This window comes from Hymenobacter sp. B81 (assembly GCF_044628455.1).
Classification (GTDB): domain Bacteria; phylum Bacteroidota; class Bacteroidia; order Cytophagales; family Hymenobacteraceae; genus Solirubrum.
Genome location: NZ_JBIYZW010000001.1, coordinates 1,041,525 through 1,063,232, shown reverse-complemented (window position 1 = coordinate 1,063,232; position 21,708 = coordinate 1,041,525). Strand labels below are relative to the sequence as shown.

The window sequence follows — 21,708 nt, the reverse complement described above, 5'->3', positions numbered from 1 at the left end:
ACCCTAGTTTCTGAAAATGATTTGATAGGGTACAAGCCCGAAGGTTACTGCAGCAGCGGGGCACCCACGGCGCGGGCAAGGTTTACGCGGCCGTAGCCGAAGCTGCTGCTGCGGCTGCTGGCGTTTGACGAGGCCGCAATCAGCCGCTGCTTGATTTGCTCGCGGGTTTCGCCGGGGTAGCGGGCCCACACCACGGCGGCCATGCCGGCCATCGAAGCGGTGGATACCGACGAGCCGCCCACGGTGCTGGGGGCGTCGCCGCTCATGGCCAGCGAAAGGGGGCGCAGGTTGTTGCTGCTTTTCTGCATCACCACCGTAAACTCCACCTTGCTGCCCACGTGGCACTCGTCGCAGCGTGTGGTCAGGTTATCCTTCACGCCCGTCACGGCAATAGCTTCGCCCAGGCTGGCCGGGTAAATGACGCCCACCAGGCCCGCCGACCAGTCGAAGGAAGTGCCGGCGGCGCAGAAGATGAGCTTGCCGCGCTGGTAGGCGTAGCGAATGGCATCGGTCATCTGCGAGGAGCTGGTGAGCCGGCCCATGCTCATGGAAATGATGCGCACGTCGGCGCGGTTGGCGGCCAGGGTAAAGGCATCGGCCACGCCCTTGACTTCGCGGCTCTCGTCGAGAAACACGTCGGTGGCGGCGCGCACCGTTACCAGGTTGGCGTTGTAGGCAATGCCTACGGCTGCCCCGTCGGTGCCGCGCGGCGCGGCGGCGGCCCCGGCCATGCTGGTGCCGTGGCCGCAGCCGTCGTCGGGCGTTTCGGCGTCGCCGTAGGGAATGCCGAAGATGCTCTTGCGCGGCAAGGTCACCAGCCGCTCGATGGTGCGCCCGGTGCTCAGGCCCTGGTTGAAGGCGGCGCCCAGGTTTTCCTGCGCACCGGACGAGCCCGAGTCGATGATAAGCAGCTTGATGCCGCGCCCGGTGCTCTGCGCCCAGGCCGAGCGGATGCCGTGGTAGCCATCGGCCTGGTTCCACGAGGACTTGCTGCCGCCCGTCAGCACGGTGTAGTCGGCACCGGCCACCAGGTTGGGCGTGGCCGTGTTGGAGCCGCAGCCGCTGCTGCTGAGGGTGCGGTGGGCCACGGAGCCGGGGTGGTAGGGCTCGTAGCCCATGGGCTCGGCGTAGCGCACCAGCAACGAGCGGCGCAGCTGCTGCACGGTGCTTAGCTGGCGCACGCGTACGTTAAGCACGGGCAGCACCTGCTCAGTGAACACCTCCAGCTGCTCCAGCTTCAACTCGGGATTGGCCTTGCGCTCTTCGGCCAGAATCAGCTCGAGCACCTGCCGGCGGGCCTGCTGAAAGGCGGGGTCGGCGGCGGCGCGCGCGGGCAGGGGCTCGGCGGCGGTGCCGCAGCGGCTGCCGGCGGGCGCGTAACCCACGCTCAGCACCTGGTCCGACTGCTCCAGGGCGCTCCACACCATGTGGTCGGTGGCCTGGCGCCAGTCGTAGCTGCCGGTTTGGCGCAGCACCGCCCAGATTTTCTCGTCGAGCTGGCTTGTGCTCAGCGCGGGGCCGGTGGCGGCGGGCTCGGGCCGCACCAGCTCGTCGTCGGCGCGCTGACAGGCGCCCAGGGCCAGCAGCGCGGCCAGCCAGAAGGTAGATTTTTGCATACGGTGTTGGGGTTGTGGTTGAAAGGAAACGTGCGGTAAAACAAGCAGTATCCGGGGCAATAGCAAGGTAAATATTCGGCAAGCCGCCTAGTTGGGCCAAGGCCCAAAAACCGGCCAGCCCCGCCGGGTGGGCGGGGCTGGCGGGGCGGAAGCTTGGCAGCAACTGGGGCTAGATTGCGGCGCGTTCCAGCGCGGCCCGGTCCCAACCGGCCAGCTGGGCCGCGGCTTCGTAGCTGCTCTGCAGAAATTCGAGCAGCCGCGCATCGGGGTTGGCCGCCGAGCGCACGGCTTCGTAGGGCAGCAGAAACTCACCCATTTCGGTGCTGTAGTAGGCTTCGGCGGGCTGAATGCGGGCCTGAGCCAGCTCGGGTAAACCAGGGTAGGCGTAGCTGTAGAAGGCGGCTTCCTGGCCGTTGCCGCCGGGCCACCAGCCGGCCGAGCTCATCTCGGCGGAGTAAGACTCGCGCGTCACCCAATCGGCCAGGTTGGGCAGGCCGCCAGGATGGGGCGGGGCCGGCCGGCCCGAAAAGCGCGTAACGGCCAGGTCGAAGCTGCCCCAAAAGAAGTGAACCGGACTGCACTTGCCGGTAAAGCGGCTGCGAAACTCGTTCAGCACGTGGTCGGCCTGCAGCAGCACCTGCCAGAAACGCCCCACGGCGGCGGCGTCGTAGGCGCAGTGGTGCCGGTCTTCGGCAAAGGGCGTCGCGTCCTCCACTTCCACGGGCACCGGCCAGAGCCGGACATCAATGCCGGCCTCGCGCAGCAAGGACCGGTACTGCTGGTAGAAATCGGCTACCGAGCACGGCGTCAAGGCCAGCTGATGGGTGCCACCGGCGCTGGTGTGGAGGCGCAGCTGATGCTGCTGAAAGTCGAACACCACCTCGCAGCTGCCCGCGGCGTAGGGCATGGGGCCGGTCGAAAGCCCCCGGGGCGTGACGTAGAGCGGCACCTGCCACCAGTGGTTGAGCATGGGGCAGAGTGCCAGGCGGGTTTTGCCCACCACCTGCGTCCAGCGGTGCAGGGTCAGCCGGGTGTCGGTCCAGGAGTCGGCCGGCAGTGCCGGCCAGCGTTCAGCGGGCGTAGGAATGGGCATGACAGGGGCGGAAAGGGGCGCGGCACCGCCGGCCGGGTGGCGCCCCGCCGCGCCCGGGGCCGTCCCGGGGCAGCAAAAAGGGCTGACGGGTAAGATACCCATCAGCCCGCAACTTGCGTGCATTCCGGCGCTTAGTACACGCGCTTAAGGTCCACGCTGCGTACCGGGGTGATGACCAGCGGCACTTTCTCGATTTTCACCGAGGAGGTGTCGAGCCCGAAGTACTTGTCTTCGGAGGCAATGAACTGCTTGATGTAGAAGTAAGCCTGCATGACCACTTTTTCCACCATGGGCAGCTCGTTCTCTACCGAGAGGAACTTCTCCAGCACCACGAAGCGGAAGTCGCCCGTCACGTGCTGCTTGCTCAGCGACTCGTAGCGCGAGGTAATGTCCACCTCCTTGTTGCGCACCAAATCCTCGACCACCTTGCGAAAGTACAGGTTGATTTTCTGCTCGACGCGGAAGCCCAGGCGGAAGGTCACCCGGAAAGCGTCGTTGGAAGCCAGCTCGGTTACCTTGTACTCCATGGTGTAGGGCTCGTCGGTGGTGTCCACGTGCACAAACCAGTAGATGTCGGCCCGCTTGGGGCGCTTCTGGAAAATGCTGTAGATGATCTTCGACTCGATTTCGGTCTGCCGCTCGGCCGAGGACATGAACACCAGGTGGGTGGCGTATTTGGGCACGGTTTCGTCGTTGCTGAGCTCCTTGAGGGCGTCCATGTAGGGGTCGATGCGCACGAACTCGGTGAGGCGGCGCTTGATGTAGTAGGCCCGCAGCCACACGTACATCACCGCAATCAAGCACAGGCTGATGGCCACCGACACCCAGCCGCCGTGGGGAAACTTGATGAGGTTGGCCACCAGGAAGGAGCCCTCGATGAGGCCGTACACCAGCAGAAACAGCACCACCAGCGGGCGGGCAATGCGGCGCAGGCGCAGCCACTGGGCCAGCAGCATGGTGGTCATGAGCATGGTCACCGTAATGGCCAGGCCGTAGGCGGCTTCCATGTGCTCGGAGCGGCGGAAGTACAGCACCACGGCAATGCAGCCCAGCAGCAGCAGGCGGTTCATGCTCGGCACGTAGAGCTGGCCCTTCACGTCGGTGGGGTAGTTCAGGCGCACCTTGGGCCACATGTTCAGGCGGATGGCCTCAGCCACCAAGGTAAACGAGCCGGTGATGAGGGCCTGCGAGGCAATGACGGCCGCCACCGTGGCCACCCCGATGCCGATGAGCACAAACCACTCGGGCATCATGGCATAGAAGGGGTTGCGCCCCGCCAGCTGCTGGCCTTCCTGGGTGATCAGCCAGCCGCCCTGGCCGAAGTAGTTCAGCAGCAGGCAGGATTTGACGAACACCCAGCTGATGCGGATGTTGCCCTTGCCGCAGTGGCCCAGGTCGGAGTACAGGGCCTCGGCCCCGGTGGTACAGAGGAATACGGCGCCCAGCAGCCAGAAGCCGCCCGGGGTATTCACCAGCAGGTTGTAGGCGTAGTAGGGGTTGGCGGCGCGCAGAATTTCGGGGTGCTGCACGATGCCGTAGATGCCCAGCACGGCCAGCATCGAAAACCACAGAAACATGATGGGCCCGAAGGCCTTGCCCACAATCTGGGTGCCGAAGCTTTGGAGCAGAAACAGCCCGATGAGAATGGCAATGACGATGGGCACCGTATCCAGCCCCGGATACACCCGTTCCAGCCCTTCGATGGCCGATGACACGGAAATGGGCGGGGTGATGATGCCGTCGGCCAGCAGGGCCGCGCCGCCGATGATGACAATGGCCGACAGCCAGGCCCCGCGGCGGCGCACCAGGGCAAACAGCGAGAAGATGCCGCCCTCCCCGTTGTTGTCGGCGTTCAGGGTGAGCAGCACGTACTTGATGGTAGTCTGCAGGGTGAGCGTCCAGAGCACGCACGAGATGCCCCCGTACACCAGGTCGGTGGTAATCCGGCCCGGCACGATGGCCTTCATCACGTACAGCGGCGAGGTACCGATGTCGCCATAGATAATGCCCAGGGCAATGAGCAGCCCGGCCGTGGAAATAGCCGTGTGGCCGTGTTGGGCCGAGGTCGACTGGCCATCAGCCAGGTTTTTCGTGTCACTCATGGGTCGCGACAACAGGATAAGGAATGGGGCCCGGGAATTTGGGGCGCGCAAAGGTAGCAGCCGCCGGCCGAACGCGGTGGGCAGAGCGCCCGCGCCGGATTCAGTCAGGAGCGGAGGCTAAGCTGATGGGTAGTCGGCGGATTCCGCGTTGCCGGCGGCTTCGGCGCGGGCCCGAGCGGCTTCGGCCAGGACCAGGGCTTCGGCGGCGGCGCGCTGGTGGCGCTGGTGAATGCGCACGTTGGCCTCGGCCGCCAGCTTCTGCCACTGGCTTAGTTCGCCGGACAATGAGTAGTAGGCCGCCTCGCGTCCCAGGCGCGAGAGGCGCAGGCGGGTGGCCCCGCGGTTGCCCCAGGCCAGCAGCAGCGCCCCGATGGTCATGCCCAGCATGGCCGTGGGCGTACGAATCCAGTTCTGCAGGAAGGCCAGGGCAAAACCGCCGAGGGTCAGTGCGCCCAGCATGATCCACAGCAGCCAGCGCACCGCTTGCACCGACACGCGCTCCAGCTCCAGCAGCGAAAACGCGTTGCCTTCAATGGTGAGCTGCTCGTCGGTCAGCTCCACGCGGCCGTCGGGGCTGCGCAGGGGCGCCCGGGCCGGTGTTGCGTCAGGGGAAGGCGTAGACGGGATAGGGGGGTAGGTGGGCTCCATAGCGGCAGCAACCGGCAGCGCGGCCGTCGGTTCAGTTGCCGGTTCCGCGGGTGGGGCGGCGGGTAAGGAGGCGGTGGGCACGGGAGCCGACCAGCTCGCGCCGGCCGTGGCGCTGCGCACCCAGCGGGGAGCAGCCACCACGGCCTGCGCGGCCGGTGCCGTTCAGTTGTTTACTTTCAGCAGCTCCACGTCGAACACCAGGGCCGAGTCGGGGCCGATGTCGCGGCCGGCGCCGCGCTTGCCGTAGGCCAGGTCCGAGGGAATGTAGAGACGCCACTTCGAGCCCTCGGGCATCAGCTGCAGGGCTTCCGTCCACCCGGCAATAACTTGGTTAACGCCGAAGGTGGCCGGCTCACCGCGCTGGTAGCTGCTGTCGAATACTTTGCCGTCGATGAGCGTGCCGTGGTAGTGGGTGGTCACCGAGCTGCGGGGCGTGGGTTTGGGGCCGTTGCCTTCCTTCAGCACTTCGTACTGCAGGCCGCTGGGCAGGGTGTGCACGCCGGGCTTGCTCTTGTTCTCGGCCAGGAAGGCTTCGCCGGCGGCTTTGTTGTCGCTGCTGCCGCCTTGGGCATTTTCCTCTTGCGGGTTGGCAGCTTCCATCTGCTGCTGAAACTGCTGCATGGCCTGCTGCATTTGCTCGGGCGAGAGTTGGCTGGGCTGGCCACCGAGGGCCGCCTTAAGGCTGGCGCTCAGCACGTCGACGTCGAGGTCGAGGCCCTGCTGGGCGAAGTTGCGGGCCAGGTCGCGGCCGATGATGTAGCTGATTTGCTGCTTGAGCGATGTCAGTTCCATGAAGCGCAGTGTTGCGGGGTAAGTTGATTTCGCTGAAAGAAAACCGCCGGGCGCTCAGCGAAACCACGCGCCCGGTGTATCCGAAGCCTTACGCTTTCGGCGGGGCGAAGGTGCAGAAAAAATGCAGCCCGGCCTCAGCGCCCGGGCTTGAGCACCCGGTTCAGAAACGCCACGGTGTAGCGCAGGGTGGGCTCGAACCAGGGATTGAACAGCGGGAACGGGTGCGGGGCTTCGGGAAACTCCTGCACCTCGCTGTAGATGCCCAGGGCCGTAAGCCGCTGGCGCACATCGTCGCGGCCGGCGTGCATGCGCGCCACGCCGCTGTTGAGAAAGAGCATGGGCGGCGTCTGGGCCGAGATATAACTCAGGGCCGAGGCCTGCTGCCACAGAGCAGGGGCGGCATCCTTGCCCACGCCAAACCAGTGCGTCGCGGCCGAGGTGCTTTTGCGGTCGTCGCCCTCGCCCGATTCGGGGTGGATGAACGCCAGAATACCGTCGGCGTCGACGATGGCCTGCACGCGGGTGCTGCGGCTGCGGTAGCAGGAGCCGGCTTCAAAGCGCGGGTCGTCGGGAGTGGTGCCGACGAGGGCGGCCAGCTGCCCGCCGGCCGAAAACCCCCACACGGCCAGCCGGGTGGTGTCGATGGGCAGCTGCGCGGGGTTGGCACGCAGCCAGCGCAGGGCCGCTTTTAGGTCCTGCACGGCAGCCGGATAGGGCGCTTCAGTGGAAAGCCGGTATTCGGCCGTGACGGCCACGTAGCCTTGGGCGGCCAGCTGCTGGGCCAGCGGTACGTGCTGCGACCGGTCGCCGGAACGCCAGCCGCCGCCGTGGATGATGAGCACGGCCGGAAACTGCTGCCGGCGCCGGGCACGGGGATAGAACGCGTCGAGCTGCAGGGCGCGGCCGCCGGGCATAGTGCAGTAGGTGAGGCCCGCGGCCGTGCGCACGTTCCGGGGTACGGGCGGGCGGGCAATGCTGATGGCGGGGTGCTGCTTGCGGGCCTTGACGAAGGCACTGTGCACGGTGAAGGACGTGTCGCGCGGCAGCGGCTGCTGGGCCAGAGTGGGGCTGGCGAGGCCCAGCAAAGCCGGGAGCAGGCTCGTGCGGCAGGCCCGGGCGGATCGGGAGCGAATGAAGAAGGGGAGCGAAAACGGCACGGCGCGGGTGCAATCAGAGGAGGGAGTTGCCAGGGCTAAGCTACGCGCTGCGGTTGATTTGCCCCGCAAAAAAGCCGGCCCCGCAAAAGCGGAGCCGGCCGGGCAAACAAGTAAGTGCGCTGCCGCTTAGCAGCAGTAGTCGCTCAGGTCTTCGTCGAGGGATTCGAGGTGCAGGTTGAAGTGCAGCAGGCGGGCGGCCAGCAGACCCAGGGAGCCCAGCCCCCCAAGCACCAGCAGCGTAGAAACGGCAGTGGACTTTTTCATTGACTATGTTCTATGTGAGTGTAGTTCAGGTTCTTGGTGCAAAGATACGGCGCAAATGTTAATTCGTTGTTATGCATGCATCATTGTTTGATCACCTGCGCTGCGGGCACTGGCAGCCTTCGGGCTGAGGAAAATCAGCCGGTCGGCTGACGGTGGTCATCGGGCGCGGGGCGGGGGCAGAGGAGTTTTGCGGAGTAACTCAACCGTTTTTCCGGCCTGTCTCGCATGGATACCCTGCTCGTACTCACCAACCTTTCGCCGGCGGCCGAGTGTGCCCGCCGCTACGCCGCGCAACTGGCCGGGCCGCTGGGCGCCCGCGTGGTGCTGCTGCACGTATTTCAGGCGCCCGCCCTGGGGCCCGAGGCGGCGCTGCTGCCTGCCAGCACCATGCCCTACGACCGGGAGCAGGTGCAGTTCGCGCTCGAGCAGATTGCCGAGCAGATGCTGGTGCCGGCGGTGGCCGAGGTGGTCGACGGGGCATTTGGGCCGGCGCTGGTGGCGGCCGTGGCGCGCTTGCAGCCGCGGCTGCTGGTGCTGGGCCTCACATCCACCGAGGGCTACTTCGAGGCGCTGCTGGCCAACCGTATGCTGCCGCTGCTGCGCCAGGGTGCGGTGCCGGTGCTGCTGGTACCCACTGCCGAGGGACTGCGGGCACCGCGCCGGGTAGTAGTGGGCCTCGACGGCGAAGCATTTCGGGTGGGCAAAGCGGGCGCCGAGCTGTTTCAGGAGCTGCTTGCCACGTGGCAGGCGCGGCCAGTACTGGCCTGCACCACCACGCCGGGCAGCAGCCTGAGCCGCAAGGAAGTGCTGCGGGCCGTGCAGGGCAGCGGACTGCTGCGGCCCGATACAGAGCTAAGCTTTCAGCAGCCGCTGGCCCAGACGCCGGAAACGGGGCTGCTACAGGCCGCCACGGTGCACCAGGCCGATTTGCTGGTGCTGCTGGCGCGGCGCCGCAGCTACCTGGGGCAGCTGTTTCATCGCAGCGTGACGGCCCGGGTGCTGCGGCGCGCCACTCAGCCCGTGCTGCTGTTGCCCACGGCCGAGGCGGTAGCGGCGGAAGTGCCAGTGACTGAACCGGGGGGTGCTGTCTAGCGGAAAACCAGCCAGACAAGGCGCGAAGACGTTCGTTGCCAAGCGGGCAGCCGAGGCAGAAGAAAGGACCTGGGCACCGCTGAAAACCTAGGCCAGCCCGCTTCGAAGCTCGGAGCGGGCCGGGCTGCTTTGGGCCGACCGCTTGGCCCGCTACTCACCCCGGGCGCGGCGCTGAATGCGGGCCTCCCAGCGTTTGCGCTTGGGGGCAATGCTGCCGCGCAGGTACTTTTCCATCACCAGCACGGCGCAGGGGGCGGCGGCCGTGGCCCCGAAGCCGCCGTTTTCGAGGTACACCGCCACGGCTATCCGGGGATTGTCGGCCGGGGCAAAGCCGACGAAGGCGGCGTGGTCGTCGCCTTCGTCGTTTTCGACGGTGCCGGTTTTGCCGGCCACGGTGATGCCCACGTCGGCGAGACTGGAGGCGTCGGCGGTGCCGCCGCGCTGCATCACGGCTACCATGCCGGGCACGAGGGCGGCGAAGTGGGCGCTGTCGATGAGGGTGCGGTGCTTCTGGGTGAAGCGCGGCAGCGGGCCGCTGCTGCCCACGCGGCGCACCAGGTGCGGGGTGTAGTACCAGCCGCGGTTGGCAATGATGGCCGCCATATTGGCCATTTGCAGGCCGGTGAGGTTGATTTCACCCTGGCCGAGACTGAGCGAGTAGATGGAGCGGTAGGTCCAGCGGCGGGTACGGCGGGAGTGGTCGTAGAAGGCGGGAGTGGGCAGAAAGCCGGGGGCCTCGCGGGAGACGTCGGCGCCGAGGGCGGCATTGAGCCCAAACGACTGGGCGTAGCGGCGCCACTGAGCCAGGTTGGCGTGGCGGGCGGCCACGGTATCGGGGGCGAGCGAGTCGGGCACGCAGTCGATGAGGCTGCGCAGGGCCTGGTAGAAGTAGGGGTTGCAGCTGTACTTCAGGGCCTTGCTGAGGGTGGTGGCCGGGGGGTGGCGGTGCACGCAGTTGACCAGCGACTGGTCGCAGCGGAACGACGAGCGGGGGCTGATGGCGCCCAGCTGCAGGGCCACGGCGGCATTGACGAGCTTGAACACCGAGCCGGGCGGGTTGGCCAGCATGGCCGGCCGGTTGAGCAGGGGCATGTCTTCGTGCTCGAGCAACTCGGTGCGCACCCCGGCCTGGTCGGGGGCGGTGAGGGTGCTGGCCCCGTACACCGGGCCCGACACGTAGGCCAGGATTTCGCCGGTGCGCGGGTCGAGGGCCACCAGGTAGCCTTTGCGGTTGCCCAGCAGCTTTTCGGCGTAGGCTTGGAGCTTCACGTCGATGCTCAGCTGCACGTCCTGGCCCGGCTGAAAGAGCGTGTCTTTGGCCCAACTGCCGTGCTGGCGGCCCTGCGCATCGACCAGGGGATGGAGGTAGCCGCGGTGGCCGTTGAGCAGGCCGCTGTAGTAGGTTTCGACGCCGCCGTTGCGCAGGCGGTAGAAGCGGCCGCGCTGGTAGCGCTGGGCTTGGCGGTAAAAGCTCTGCGCCTCGGTGCCCAGGTAGCCCAGCACGGGGGCCGCGGCCTCGGTGGTGTACACGCGGCGGCGGCGCTGCACCAGGGCCAGCTGGGGCCAGGCGGCGCTGTCGGCCCGCCAGCGGGCTACTTCCCGGGCGCTGAGGCGCAGCTGCACCGGGGAGCCGGCCGAGGCCCGGCCGTAGGGCAGGGCCTCCCGGATGCGGCGGCGCACGGTGGTGGAGTCCCAGCCGAGCAGTTCGGCGAGCTTAAGCGTGTCGAGGGGGCCGCGGCGGGGCAATTTGAGCAGGTGCTGCGGGCGGGTGGCAATGAGCACCGAGTCGTGGCGGTCGAGCACGCGGCCGCGCTGGGGAACGTCGGGCAGGGCTACGCGGCGGGCGGTGTAGCGCACGCGCACGTCGCGGGTAGCGGGGGCGCCGGGGGGCTGGTCGGGGGACGAGCAGGCAGCCAGGGTTACCAGCAGCGCCAGTAACGTCATTGTCCACCTGTTTAAAGCCGTGCGCATGAGGACAAAGCTAGGCAATTGCCGGGCTTGGGGGTGAGCCTGGCGGCCGGCCCGGCTTAGGCGGCCGGAGCGGCGGGCTGGCGACTGGTGAGTTGGGCCAGCAGCCCCAGCGCCGGGCCGGGGGCCAGCACCAGAAACAGGTTTTGGGGCGGGACGTGGGCGGCCAGCCAGCTGGTGAGCTGAATGCTGCCAATGGTGAGGGCGAAGCCCAGGCAGTTGACGATGGTAAGGGCCGTGCCGCGGGACGTTTCGGGGGCGCTCTGGGCGACCAGGCTGGAAAACATGGGCGAATCGGCCACGACTACCAGGCTCCAGAACAGCAGGAAGCTTAGCAGCAGGGCGGGGGAAGAGGTGCGCAGCAGCAGGGGCGAGGCCAGGCAGCAGAGGCCCGACAAGGCCAGGGCAGCCAGGGCCAGGGTGCGGGCCGGCACCCGCCGCGAGAGCAGCCCGCTGCCCACGCAAGCCAGGCTGCCGGCCCCGATCAGCGCAAACGACCAGGGAGCTACGGGCAGGGCGGCGGCGGGGTAGGCCTGGTTGTGGGTGGCGAGCATCAGCGGGACGAAGGCCCAGAAGGTGTACAGCTCCCACATGTGGCCGAAGTAGCCGAAGGCGGCGGCCCGGAAGCGGGGCAGGCGGAAGCCGCTCAGGAAGGCGGCGGGCTGCAGGCGCGGCCCGGGGCGGCGGAAGGGGCCATCGGGTACCAGGGCCCAGAGGGCCAGGCCGCCCAGCGCGGCCAGGGCCGAGGTAGCCCCGGCCACGGCCTGCCACGGCAGCCGAGTGGGGAGGCTTTTGAGCAGGTGGGGGAAGGCAGTGCCCAGCACCAGGGCGCCCACCAGGAAGCCCAGCCATTTGCCCAGGCCCGCGGGGGCGTAGTCGGCGGCGATTTTCATGCCCACGGGGTAGATGCCGGCCAGGAAGAAGCCCGTGAGGAAGCGGCAGGCGAGCAGGGCGGGCGCGTCGGGGGCGGGCAGGTTGAGGGCCAGGTTGCAGGCGGCGGCGGCCAGGGCGCTGAGGCCGAACACCCGGGAGGGGGAAAAGCGGTCGGCGAGGGCGAGCAGGGCAAAGACCAGGGTGCCGGTGATGAAGCCCAGCTGCACGGCGCTGGTGAGGTGGGCCACGAAGGCCGGGGGCTGCCGCAGCTGGGCGGCCAGCTCGGGGGCAATGGCGTTGCCGGCAAACCACAGGGAGGTGCAGCAGAACTGGGCCAGCACAATGACCGGGAGGGGGCGGGGCATGGGAAGGGGAGCGAGGAGGCGCTGGGGCTCAGGAACTGACGGGAAGGGGCTGCACCGGCTGCGGGGTGGCCCCGCGCCGCGCGAGCCCGCGCGCCAGCCAGCGGCTGAGGGGGCGCTCGACCCCGATGTGGGTGGCCCAGGCAATCAGCAAGGCGAAGGCCAGGGCCCCGATCAGCAGCAGGCCGCGGGGTAGCTGGTGCTGAAAAGGGTTCAGGATGACGACGCCGGCCAGGCCGTGAAGCAGGTAGAGGGGGTAGGTGAGCTGGCCCAGCCCGTGCCAGCCCGGGTGGGCGGGCAGGCGCCACTGCCGCACCAGAATGAGGTAGAAGGCCAGGAAAAACAGGGCAATGACGGCGGCGGTGATAACGCCGTTGAGGGGGCATCGTGGTAGAACTGCTGGTTGAGCAGGCGCTCGGCCCGGTCGCTGCGCAGGGCTAGGGCGAAGGCGGCCAGCAGGGCCAGGCCGACTTGCCAGGCGGGGCGCTGGCGGGTTTGGAGCAGGTAGAACAGCATGCCGGCGATAAACCAGGCGCTGTGTTTGGGAATGAACAGGTAGCTAAACAGGTGGTTGGGGGGCAGCGGGCCCGCCACCAGGGTGTAGCTCAGCCAGCCCAGCATAATGGGCCAGAGCCAAGGCCAGAGCCGGCCGGCAATGATGAGGCCCACCAGAAAGCAGAACGTGAGCTCGTAGGTGAGCGACCAGTACACGCCGTTGAGGGAGGGGTAGCCCAGGAACTCGTGCAGCATGGTGAGGTTGAACACGAGCTGCCGCAGTGTGGCGGGGTTGGCCGGCAGGCTGCCGCTGAGGTAGAGGCCCGCGAAGGTGAGCAGGCAGCTGAGCCAGAACGCGGGATAGAGGCGGGTGATGCGGGCGGTGACGAACTGCCGCAGGGACTTGTGGCGGGCCGACTTGAGCACGACGTAGCCGCTGATCATGAAAAACAGATCGACGGCCAGGTAGCCGTAGCGAAACACGCCGCCCAGCAGCGGGAAGCTGGGGCCGAGGTGGGCAATGCGGGGCATGCTGTAGGTGAAGTGCGTGAGCACGACGACCAGGCTGGCCAGGAAGCGCAGCAGATCCAGCTCGGCGGAGCGGGGAGCGGCCGCGGTGGGCGGGGGCGAAGCCAGCGGGAGGGTAGTGGAGGTGCGGGGCACGGGCAAGCAGCGGGAGGGAATGGCAGGAGCGGGCGCCGCCGGCCGGGGCCGCGGGGAGCAGTGGAAGCTGGCCTGCTTTCGGCGGAGGCTGGCGGGGCGCAACGAAGCAAGGTAGTGCTTTGGGAGGGGATGGACCAGAGGCTGTAGGTACTGGGGCAGCCGAAGCTAGGGACGCGGGGGCGGCACCGGGTTGGGCGATTCCCGAAGGATGTTTTGCAGTAGCCGAATGGGGTTTCGCTCTGGTCGAATGGTGTTTTGCGACAGCCGAAGAGTGTTTTGCACGAGCGGAATGGTGTTTCGTTCTAGCCGAAGGGTGTTTTATGGCTGCCGAATGGTGTTTCGCGATAGTCGAAGGGTGTTTTGCAATAGTCAAATGGTGTTTCGTGATAGACTAATGGTGTTTTGCCATAGCGGAAGGGTGTTTTAGCTGGCTAGTCAGGGATTTATCCAGTTGATGCGTGTTTTATCCTATTGATAGAACCGGTGATGGGAGGGTAGAGAGAGAATAAACCGTGATGAGAAGAAAAAGGGAAAAAATTTAGCGCAGCGAAGGTTGGGGAGTTGGGAAAATTGCGGGGTGCTGGTATTTTGGAACTGACAAGCAGGGGCTTGTCGCGCTGGGCGGAGCGGTTCTGCTGGTTTAGTTTTTATCAGTGATGGATAAGTTCAAGGAAGACCAGCTGGCCATGTGCGAGCGGCTGGTGGGGTATTTGGGGGAGCACGAGGGGGCTATTGGGGTGAGTGCGGCGGCGGGCGAGCAGGCGGATGAGGTGCGCGACCTGTATGGGCAGCTGGAAGGCTCGCGCGAGGGAACGGCCAAGCGCACCGAGCCGCTGACCCAGGAGGCGCGGGAGGCGCGCAAGCTGCTGCTGGAGCTGCTGCCGGCGCTGCTGGGACCGATGACGCGGGTGGCCCAGCGCCTGGCCGACCATGACCTGCTGGCAGCGGTGACGCTGAGCAGCAAGCAGCTCAGGCGGCTGCGGCCGCTGGCCTTTATTGGGGTGGCCGAGGCGGTGCTGGGCAGCGCGGCCCGCGCCGACGTGGTGCCGGAGCTGACGCGGCAGGGCCTGACGGCGGCGGCGCTGCAACCGCTGCGCGCGGCGCTGACGACCTACAAGGCGGCGCAGCCGGCGCCGCGCAAGGCCATCAACGAGCGGGTGCTGGCCGGGGCCGAGCTGGAGGACCTGGTGGATGCGCTGATGGACGAGGTGCGGGCGCTGGACCAGGACATGAAGGCCTTTAAGCTGCTGAACCGGCCGCTGCACCGGGGGTATCTGCAGGTGCGCAAGATTCTGAACTCGGGCGGCAATACGGGCGGGGTGAAGCCGTAGGGTGGCCTGCCTGTGAATGGAACCGGCCCGCTTCCCAGGTTTGGGGGGCGGGCCGGTTATGGTTTTGGGGGTTAGTAACTTATGATAGTCTTTCCTTCATGGCGTTAACGACTTCATCAAAGTCGTTGTTCCACCTCATGAATAGTTTGTCATTCTGTAAGGTTAACTCTTGTATAATATTTTTAAATTCTTCGTCTGAGCCAACAACTAGAGGAAGCACTTTTACCTTACCTAGAGAGGCTTCAATATTTAAAGCAGCATTCATTTCCCGTTTAGGCCAGTTTTTTCGCAGGAAATTTGTACTAAGCACAACTAGTACAAATTTGGAATCCTTAAGTCCTGTATTGATCTTCTCAGTTATACTGTCTCCCCATTTAATATTAGATTTATCGAACCATACGTTAATGTTAGCTTGCTCAAGCTTTTTGACCAATGGCTCTACTACGGAAGGCTTATCCTCGCTTGCATGGCATATAAATACATCATATTTTTTCGTAATTTCAGCTTGGTTGATGAAGTTCATGTTGCTGGAAGTGTATGTGGGTTTGAAGGATGTTAAATTCTTACTATTAAAATGTCTTGGGTCAAAGCTTATACTCTCCACATTGCCTGTTGCTATTTTATATGAATCTACATGTAACGGATTGATTAGGTACACTTTTCCATAAGGAGACTGTAAACTTGGAAGTTCTAGTAAGCATGTCTCCATACCTTTTGCCCACTGCGTTCCTAAATCCTGCGTTACCCTTGTGTAAGGAACTTGTTCCCATCCCTGGGGCAATTCATCGATAGTCATTCTTTTAATTGAGGTTCCTGCAGGAATGTAGAGCGGAACTAATGCGTAATCTGATGGAGTGAAATTTCTTGGCTGGTTAGCCAGAGACTCCAGTATTGCAAGCTCTAAACTTGATGAGGTATAAAGAATTCTTGTTCCTAAATGATGCCATCTTCCAGTCGCATACAAGCCGCCAATGCCGCTCATGTCAGTAATATATTCCTTTTTTGCAATCCGCCATATAATCATATATTCAATACTTGAGTTTTGTTTGTATCAGGTTCGGTGAAGCAACTTATGCCTCAAGACCGTTCCGATTGTCATGTTGCAAGCTTGAGCTGGAGTGGTGAGGGGTGTTGCGGGTTGGTTATAGCTCATGCTGGGTTAAACGGTCTAGTAAGCTTTGTGCGTCGGCAAAATTGTATTTGTCAATACCATCACCCTGGAAAGTAATGCTCGTGCCTGACAACATCTTTGTGTGCAAGTATTCTGGAGCATTGCCAAACCCCACTGCAATTAAGGGCTTCTCATTATGGCTGAAAACGCTTTCATCCAGAACAGTATTGATTATAGCATCCATAAAGCTATATCCAATAACAATAACTAAATCTGCGGAGTCTAATTTTTCTTTGTAAATGGGCATTAAATCACAGACGAGTGGACCACTATATCTGAGTTTTTTGCTTTCCACTCCGCTCAGTATAAGCCCGCTGTTTTCGGCTACTATCTGAGAGCCACTTCCATCATTTATGTAGAAAGAATGATATTCGCCTGATTTGTGCTTTATAACTACGTGTTTATCGATGGCTTGACTGTTGATGACGTAGTAGTAGTCCCAGTAGTTTACAGAACCATGTAGTTTGTATATTCTATTGCTGCTTGAGTAGTTTGCTGCAAAATGATACATAATAGGGGATTCATCAGAATAAAACTTTCCTGCTTCAAACCCGTCGCTATAATCTATTTGGTTTGATTCAAACAAATTCTCAAGTAGTAAATCATGGTTTAAAGTGAAAAAATCAAAGTTGAAGCTAGTGTTGTTTTTGATAAACTGTATAAGATTTTGGTAATCGAAGTGCTTGTTGCTTTTTAATTTTTGTATTATATCATTTATTAAATAGTCAAAACATAATAAAGCGTGACCTATAGCTGTTACCCAGCTTCCACTCTCAGTTTCATCGTTCGAGTATTTTTCAATCTTATTAGTCCACCATCCCCAGTAAGGGTCATCTAATTTTCGTTTGCCAACTAGTCGTGTCTCGTAGAGTATAGTCTCAATATTTTCTTTAGAGTATATGCGGAAGTTATTTATAAAGTCATAAAGCTCTTCATAGTTCTTTATTGAGCTATCAATTTTGGAACGGTAGATACTTATTAAAACCTCTAACATCATGGCTCCTTCTTTCCAAGAAAAACTTTCGCCATTCCATTCTTTAGTATTATTGTACTCTTCGAAAGGGTTTTCGCCTAATGTATAGAATATCTTTTTTACAAGGTAGAAGCCGCTGGTATGTGCGTACATATATCTATTGTCATAGGCTATTAGCTTTTGGCTGACATCAAAAGCGCTAGGATAGCCTGCAGGTACAGAGAAGCCTGCTCCAAGTAAGAAACAAATGTTTGCCATAATCAAAAAACGGGTGCTACCTCTCGCAAGGTAGCACCCGTTTCTGTTGAGCCCAAGCGGCCGCAGCTTACATATTCCGCCGGTACTGGCCGCCTACTTCGAACAGGGCGTTGGTGACCTGGCCGAGGGAGCAGGACTTGACAGCGCTAATCGACGCGCCAGGGGGAGGCATGTGCAGCAGAGGCGTTTTGGGAGTGGATGGCTGCCAGCGAAGCGGTTTCAAAGCCGAGCTGCTGGAGAATACGGAGAATGAAAGGCGTTTTGCCGGCTACGTAACGGTTCATATCTCCGGCGCATTCGGCTGCCAGCTTTTCTTTGAGTTGTCCGTAGGCCTGGGCCTGCTCGGGATGGGCGCGGAGGTAATCCCGGAATCTGAGGTGGTTCAGCAAGCTCACGCTCCCTTGCAGGCACACGTACAGGTGATGATCGGGCCAGGCCTGGCCCGCGTGGTTGAACGGGGCGAAGGGGGAAGTGCGCTCGAAGGCTTCCCGGCCTCTGATGCCCTGGTCGCCTACGTGCCGATAGCCCAGGTCGGCTAAGCGGGGAATGACGGCTTTTAGCCGGGTTTCATCCGCCACAATCACGTCGATATCGATGATCGGTTTGGCTTTTAGCCCCGGCACGGAGGTGCTGCCCACGTGTTCAATTCCGACAACTAATCCTGAAACCTGACTGGCATACACCTCCTGTAACTGCTGAAAATGTATCGGCCAATGGTCGGAGTAAGGCGTTACCAGGATTGGTTTAGCGGGTTCCATGAGTTTCCGTGGCTGCTTGCGTGGGAATGTACTTGGCGTATTTGCTATGGGATGGGTACAGGTTACGCGGCACCAACTACGGGCCGGTGGTGCGGTACTGCGTTCAGCTTCTGCCAAGTAAAACGTTAGCTTTTAACCTTGTAGCTGATTGCCCAGCTAGCCCGGAATGCTGATACGTCCGATTGGTAGTGGTTTTGGTAGGCTTGGATGCGTGCCTCAAAGGCGTGCAGGAGCTTATTGCGTTGGGCAAATTCAAAGTCCTCGTTGGTAGTGAAGGTTACCTCAAACGTTGGCCAACCATAGGCGGCGCCAAACCTAAGAGCGGGCAATGCTATCGGCTTATTGCTGAATACATTCAGGAAGTCCTGGCGTTGTTTTCTGCTGATGCCGTTTGCCCGTAAAACGGTATAGGCTAGACAGAGTATTGCTACAAGGATTAGGAGTAAAAGAATTGTCATGAGTCGAGGCAACGAAATCAAACGTTCCTACTGGTAATTGATAAGCAAAAACGGGTGCTACCTCCCACAAGGTAGCACCCGTTTCTGTTGAGCCCAAGCAGCCGCAGCTTACATATTCCGCCGGTACTGGCCGCCTACTTCGAACAGGGCGTTGGTGACCTGGCCGAGGGAGCAGGACTTGACGGCTTCCATGAGGGCCTCGAACATGTTGCCGTTTTGCACGGCTACCTGCTGCAGGCGCTTGAGGGCTTCGGCCGTTTGCGCGGCGTTGCGGGCGTGCAGGCGCTGGAGCATGCTGATTTGGTACTGCTTCTCGTCTTCGGTGGCGCGAATGACCTCGGCGGGCTGCACCGTGGGCGAGCCTTTGGACGAGAGAAAGGTGTTGACGCCGATGATGGGCAGCTCGCCGGTGTGCTTCTGCATCTCGTAGTAGAGGCTTTCCTCCTGGATTTTGCCGCGCTGGTACATGGTTTCCATGGCGCCCAGCACGCCGCCGCGCTCGGTGATGCGGTCGAACTCGGCCATGACGGCTTCCTCCACCAGGTCGGTCAGTTCCTCGATGATGAAGGAGCCCTGCAGCGGGTTTTCATTCTTGGCCTGACCCAGCTCCCGGTTGATGATGAGCTGAATGGCCATGGCGCGGCGCACCGATTCCTCGGTGGGCGTGGTAATGGCCTCGTCGTAGGCGTTGGTGTGCAGGGAGTTGCAGTTGTCGTAGATGGCGTAGAGGGCCTGCAGCGTGGTGCGGATGTCGTTGAAGTCAATTTCCTGGGCGTGCAGCGAGCGGCCCGAGGTCTGGATGTGGTACTTCAACATCTGCGAGCGGGCGTTGGCCCCGTACTTCAGCTTCATGGCCTTGGCCCAGATGCGGCGCGCCACGCGGCCCAGCACGGCGTACTCGGGGTCCATGCCGTTGGAGAAGAAGAAGGAGAGATTGGGCGCGAAGTCGTTCACGTCCATGCCGCGGCTCACGTAGTACTCCACGAAGGTGAAGCCGTTGGAGAGGGTGAGGGCCAGCTGGGTGATGGGGTTGGCGCCGGCCTCGGCGATGTGGTAGCCCGAAATGGAGACGGAGTAGAAGTTCCGCACCTTGTTCGTAATGAAGTACTGCTGCACGTCGCCCATGAGGCGCAGCGAGAACTCCGTGCTGAAGATGCAGGTGTTCTGGGCCTGGTCTTCCTTCAGGATATCGGCCTGCACGGTGCCGCGCACCTGCGAGAGGGTGCGGGCCTTGATGGGGCCGTAGACCTCGGCGGGCAGCACCTGGTCGCCGGTGACGCCGAGCAGCAGCAGGCCCAGGCCGTCGTTGCCCTCGGGCAGCTCGCCCTGGTAGCGCGGGCGCTCCTGGCCCAGCTCGCGGTAAATGGCGTCGATTTTCTGGTTGACCTCGTCTTCCAGGCCGTGCTCCTTGATGTACAGCTCGCACTGCTGGTCGATGGCGGCGTTCATGAAGAACGCGGCGATGGTGGCGGCGGGGCCGTTGATGGTCATCGACACGGAGGTAACCGGGTCGGCGAGGTTGAAGCCGGAGTACAGCTTCTTGGCGTCGTCGAGGCAGCAGATGCTCACGCCCGAGTTGCCGATTTTGCCGTAGATGTCGGGGCGGAAATCGGGGTCTTCGCCGTAGAGCGTGACCGAGTCGAAGGCCGTGGAGAGGCGCTTGGCGGGCAGGCCGGCCGACACGTAGTGGAAGCGGCGGTTGGTGCGCTCGGGGCCGCCTTCACCGGCAAACATGCGGGTGGGGTCTTCGCCCTCGCGCTTGAAGGGGAACACGCCGGCGGTGTAGGGAAACTCGCCGGGCACGTTTTCCTGCAGCATCCAGGTGAGCAAGTCGCCCCAGGCGGTGTAGCGCGGGGTGGCCACTTTGGGCACCTGCAGGTGGCAGAGGGTTTCGGAGTGCGTCTGGATGCGGATTTCCTTGTCGCGCACCTTGAAGATGAACTCGGGGGCCTTGTAGGCGGCTACCTTTTGCGGCCAGGTCTCCAGGAGTTTCCAGTTCTGCCCATCGAGCCGGAGCTTGAGTTCCTCGAATGTGCCCTCCAGGCCGGCCACGAGTGCTCCTGGGTCGGGGAGGTTTGCGCTGCTCCCCCCGCCGGCGTGAGCTGCGCCGGATCCGAGGCTTCGAACGGCGAGAAGGCTTTGCTGGAGGCCGAAGAGCTGCTGAGCCACTTCAGCCTGTTTTTCCACCCATTGATCATATTGGCGAATCGTTTCGGTGATTTCGGACAGGTACCGCGTGCGGTGCGGCGGGATGATGTAGACTTTCTCGCTGACCTCGGCCGAGGTTTCGAGCTGGGAGGCGAAGGTGACGCCGGACTTGCGTTCTACGGTTTGCAGCACGGCGCGGTAGAGGCGGTTCATGCCCGGGTCGTTGAACTGCGAGGCGATGGTGCCGAACACGGGCAGCTGGTCGAGGGGCTGGTCCCAGAGCTGGTGGTTGCGCTGGTACTGCTTGCGCACGTCGCGCAGCGCGTCGAGGGCGCCGCGCTTGTCGAACTTGTTGAGGGCAATGACGTCGGCGAAATCGAGCATGTCGATTTTTTCCAGCTGGGTGGCGGCGCCGTACTCGGGCGTCATCACGTAGAGGCTGGCGTCGGAGTGCTCGATGATTTCGGTGTCGGACTGGCCGATGCCGGAGGTTTCGAGGATGATCAGGTCGAAGTCGGCGGCGCGCACCACGTCCACGGCGTCCTGCACGTACTTGCTCAGGGCCAGGTTGCTCTGGCGGGTGGCCAGGCTGCGCATGTACACGCGCGGGTTGTTGATGGCGTTCATCCGGATTCGGTCGCCGAGCAGGGCGCCGCCGGTTTTGCGCTTGCTCGGGTCGACCGAGATGATGGCAATGGTTTTGTCGGGGAAGTCGAGCAGGAAGCGGCGCACCAACTCGTCCACGAGGCTTGACTTGCCGGCGCCGCCGGTGCCGGTGATGCCCAGGATCGGAGCTTGTTTTTCGTTTTTCGTTTTTGGTTGTTCGTTGTTCGTCGCGTTTGCTGCCTCAGTAGCCGTTTGCTGACTGCCGCCATCGAACAACGAAGAACGATCTGCGAACAACGAAGCCTTCACCCGCTCGAACTCCTCGGGGAAGTTTTCGGCGGCGGAGATGAGGCGGCCCAGCGAGCGGGCGTCTTTTTGCTTGACGTGGGAGACTTCGCCGTTGAGGTGCTGGCCGGTGGGGAAGTCGGCCTGCTCGAGCAGGTCGTTGATCATGCCCTGCAGGCCCATGGCGCGGCCGTTGTCGGGCGAGTAGATGCGGGTGATGCCGTACTGGTGCAGGTCTTCGATTTCGGAGGGCAGGATGACGCCGCCGCCGCCGCCGAAGATTTTGATGTGACCCGCGCCGCGCTCCTGCAGCAGGTCGTACATGTACTTGAAAAACTCGTTGTGGCCGCCCTGGTAAGAGGTAATGGCAATGGCCTGGGCGTCTTCCTGGATGGCGCAGTCGACGATTTCCTGCACCGAGCGGTTGTGGCCGAGGTGAATGACTTCGGCTCCGCTGGCCTGGATGATGCGGCGCATGATGTTGATGGCCGCGTCGTGGCCGTCGAACAAGGCCGCGGCGGTAACGATGCGGACGTGGTTCTTGGGTTTGTAGGGAGCTACGGGAGCTGGGTGCATGGCAGCGTAGAGCAGGTGG

18 protein-coding genes are annotated in these 21,708 nt (G+C 62.8%); 2 read left to right on the top strand and 16 right to left on the bottom strand.

Annotated elements, in window-relative coordinates; all coding sequences use genetic code 11:
- Positions 1–44: 44 nt before the first annotated feature.
- The 7 genes from ACE191_RS04780 to ACE191_RS04750 form a co-directional block, all read right to left on the bottom strand.
- Positions 45–1,616, bottom strand: a complete 1,572-nt coding sequence (locus ACE191_RS04780) for a S8 family peptidase (RefSeq protein ID WP_400191040.1) — start codon at positions 1,614–1,616, stop codon at positions 45–47.
- A 169-nt stretch (positions 1,617–1,785) separates the two neighbouring features.
- Entirely contained in the window at positions 1,786–2,709 is a 924-nt protein-coding gene (locus tag ACE191_RS04775; RefSeq protein ID WP_400191039.1) for a DUF5996 family protein, read from the bottom strand.
- 131 nt (positions 2,710–2,840) lie between these two features.
- Positions 2,841–4,811, bottom strand: a complete 1,971-nt coding sequence (locus tag ACE191_RS04770) for a KUP/HAK/KT family potassium transporter (protein ID WP_400191038.1) — start codon at positions 4,809–4,811, stop codon at positions 2,841–2,843.
- A 117-nt stretch (positions 4,812–4,928) separates the two neighbouring features.
- A complete protein-coding gene (locus ACE191_RS04765; protein ID WP_400191037.1) occupies positions 4,929–5,459 on the bottom strand; it encodes a hypothetical protein in 531 nt (176 codons plus the stop codon).
- A 162-nt stretch (positions 5,460–5,621) separates the two neighbouring features.
- Positions 5,622–6,251 (bottom strand): FKBP-type peptidyl-prolyl cis-trans isomerase, encoded by a 630-nt coding sequence (locus ACE191_RS04760; RefSeq protein WP_400191036.1) that lies wholly within the window; start codon positions 6,249–6,251, stop codon positions 5,622–5,624.
- Positions 6,252–6,385: 134 nt separating this feature from the next.
- On the bottom strand, positions 6,386–7,408 hold the full coding sequence (locus tag ACE191_RS04755; RefSeq protein WP_400191035.1) for an alpha/beta hydrolase fold domain-containing protein: 1,023 nt from the start codon (positions 7,406–7,408) through the stop codon (positions 6,386–6,388).
- Positions 7,409–7,534: 126 nt separating this feature from the next.
- Positions 7,535–7,672 carry a hypothetical protein gene (locus ACE191_RS04750; protein ID WP_400191034.1) on the bottom strand — a complete coding sequence of 46 codons (138 nt, stop codon included), beginning with the start codon at positions 7,670–7,672 and terminating at the stop codon, positions 7,535–7,537.
- 225 nt (positions 7,673–7,897) lie between these two features.
- Between ACE191_RS04750 and ACE191_RS04745 the strand changes: the two genes are divergently transcribed.
- Positions 7,898–8,764 (top strand): universal stress protein, encoded by an 867-nt coding sequence (locus tag ACE191_RS04745; RefSeq protein ID WP_400191033.1) that lies wholly within the window; start codon positions 7,898–7,900, stop codon positions 8,762–8,764.
- 150 nt (positions 8,765–8,914) lie between these two features.
- Here ACE191_RS04745 and ACE191_RS04740 read toward each other — a convergent pair whose 3' ends face one another.
- The 4 genes from ACE191_RS04740 to ACE191_RS04725 form a co-directional block, all read right to left on the bottom strand.
- The gene (locus ACE191_RS04740; RefSeq protein ID WP_400191032.1) at positions 8,915–10,708 is read right to left on the bottom strand and encodes a peptidoglycan D,D-transpeptidase FtsI family protein; all 1,794 of its coding nucleotides are present in this window, start codon (positions 10,706–10,708) and stop codon (positions 8,915–8,917) included.
- A gap of 83 nt (positions 10,709–10,791) precedes the next feature.
- Positions 10,792–11,970 carry an MFS transporter gene (locus ACE191_RS04735; protein ID WP_400191031.1) on the bottom strand — a complete coding sequence of 393 codons (1,179 nt, stop codon included), beginning with the start codon at positions 11,968–11,970 and terminating at the stop codon, positions 10,792–10,794.
- Between the two features lie 28 nt (positions 11,971–11,998).
- Positions 11,999–12,283, bottom strand: a complete 285-nt coding sequence (locus ACE191_RS04730) for a hypothetical protein (RefSeq protein WP_400191030.1) — start codon at positions 12,281–12,283, stop codon at positions 11,999–12,001.
- The gene (locus tag ACE191_RS04725) at positions 12,181–13,125 is read right to left on the bottom strand and encodes an acyltransferase family protein (RefSeq protein WP_400191029.1); all 945 of its coding nucleotides are present in this window, start codon (positions 13,123–13,125) and stop codon (positions 12,181–12,183) included. The genes ACE191_RS04730 and ACE191_RS04725 overlap by 103 nt, the downstream gene beginning before the upstream one ends.
- Positions 13,126–13,781: 656 nt before the next feature.
- Between ACE191_RS04725 and ACE191_RS04720 the strand changes: the two genes are divergently transcribed.
- Positions 13,782–14,456, top strand: a complete 675-nt coding sequence (locus ACE191_RS04720) for a hypothetical protein (RefSeq protein ID WP_400191028.1) — start codon at positions 13,782–13,784, stop codon at positions 14,454–14,456.
- Between the two features lie 79 nt (positions 14,457–14,535).
- Here the strand turns inward: ACE191_RS04720 and ACE191_RS04715 are convergent, their stop codons facing one another.
- The 5 genes from ACE191_RS04715 to ACE191_RS04695 form a co-directional block, all read right to left on the bottom strand.
- The gene (locus ACE191_RS04715; RefSeq protein ID WP_400191027.1) at positions 14,536–15,480 is read right to left on the bottom strand and encodes a TIR domain-containing protein; all 945 of its coding nucleotides are present in this window, start codon (positions 15,478–15,480) and stop codon (positions 14,536–14,538) included.
- A gap of 118 nt (positions 15,481–15,598) precedes the next feature.
- Positions 15,599–16,858 (bottom strand): SIR2 family protein, encoded by a 1,260-nt coding sequence (locus tag ACE191_RS04710; protein ID WP_400191026.1) that lies wholly within the window; start codon positions 16,856–16,858, stop codon positions 15,599–15,601.
- Between the two features lie 146 nt (positions 16,859–17,004).
- On the bottom strand, positions 17,005–17,616 hold the full coding sequence (locus ACE191_RS04705) for a GrpB family protein (RefSeq protein ID WP_400191025.1): 612 nt from the start codon (positions 17,614–17,616) through the stop codon (positions 17,005–17,007).
- 125 nt (positions 17,617–17,741) lie between these two features.
- Positions 17,742–18,074: a hypothetical protein gene (locus tag ACE191_RS04700; protein WP_400191024.1), complete on the bottom strand. Its 333-nt coding sequence runs from the start codon at positions 18,072–18,074 to the stop codon at positions 17,742–17,744.
- A 108-nt stretch (positions 18,075–18,182) separates the two neighbouring features.
- Entirely contained in the window at positions 18,183–21,689 is a 3,507-nt protein-coding gene (locus ACE191_RS04695) for a methylmalonyl-CoA mutase family protein (RefSeq protein ID WP_400191023.1), read from the bottom strand.
- Positions 21,690–21,708: the final 19 nt, after the last annotated feature.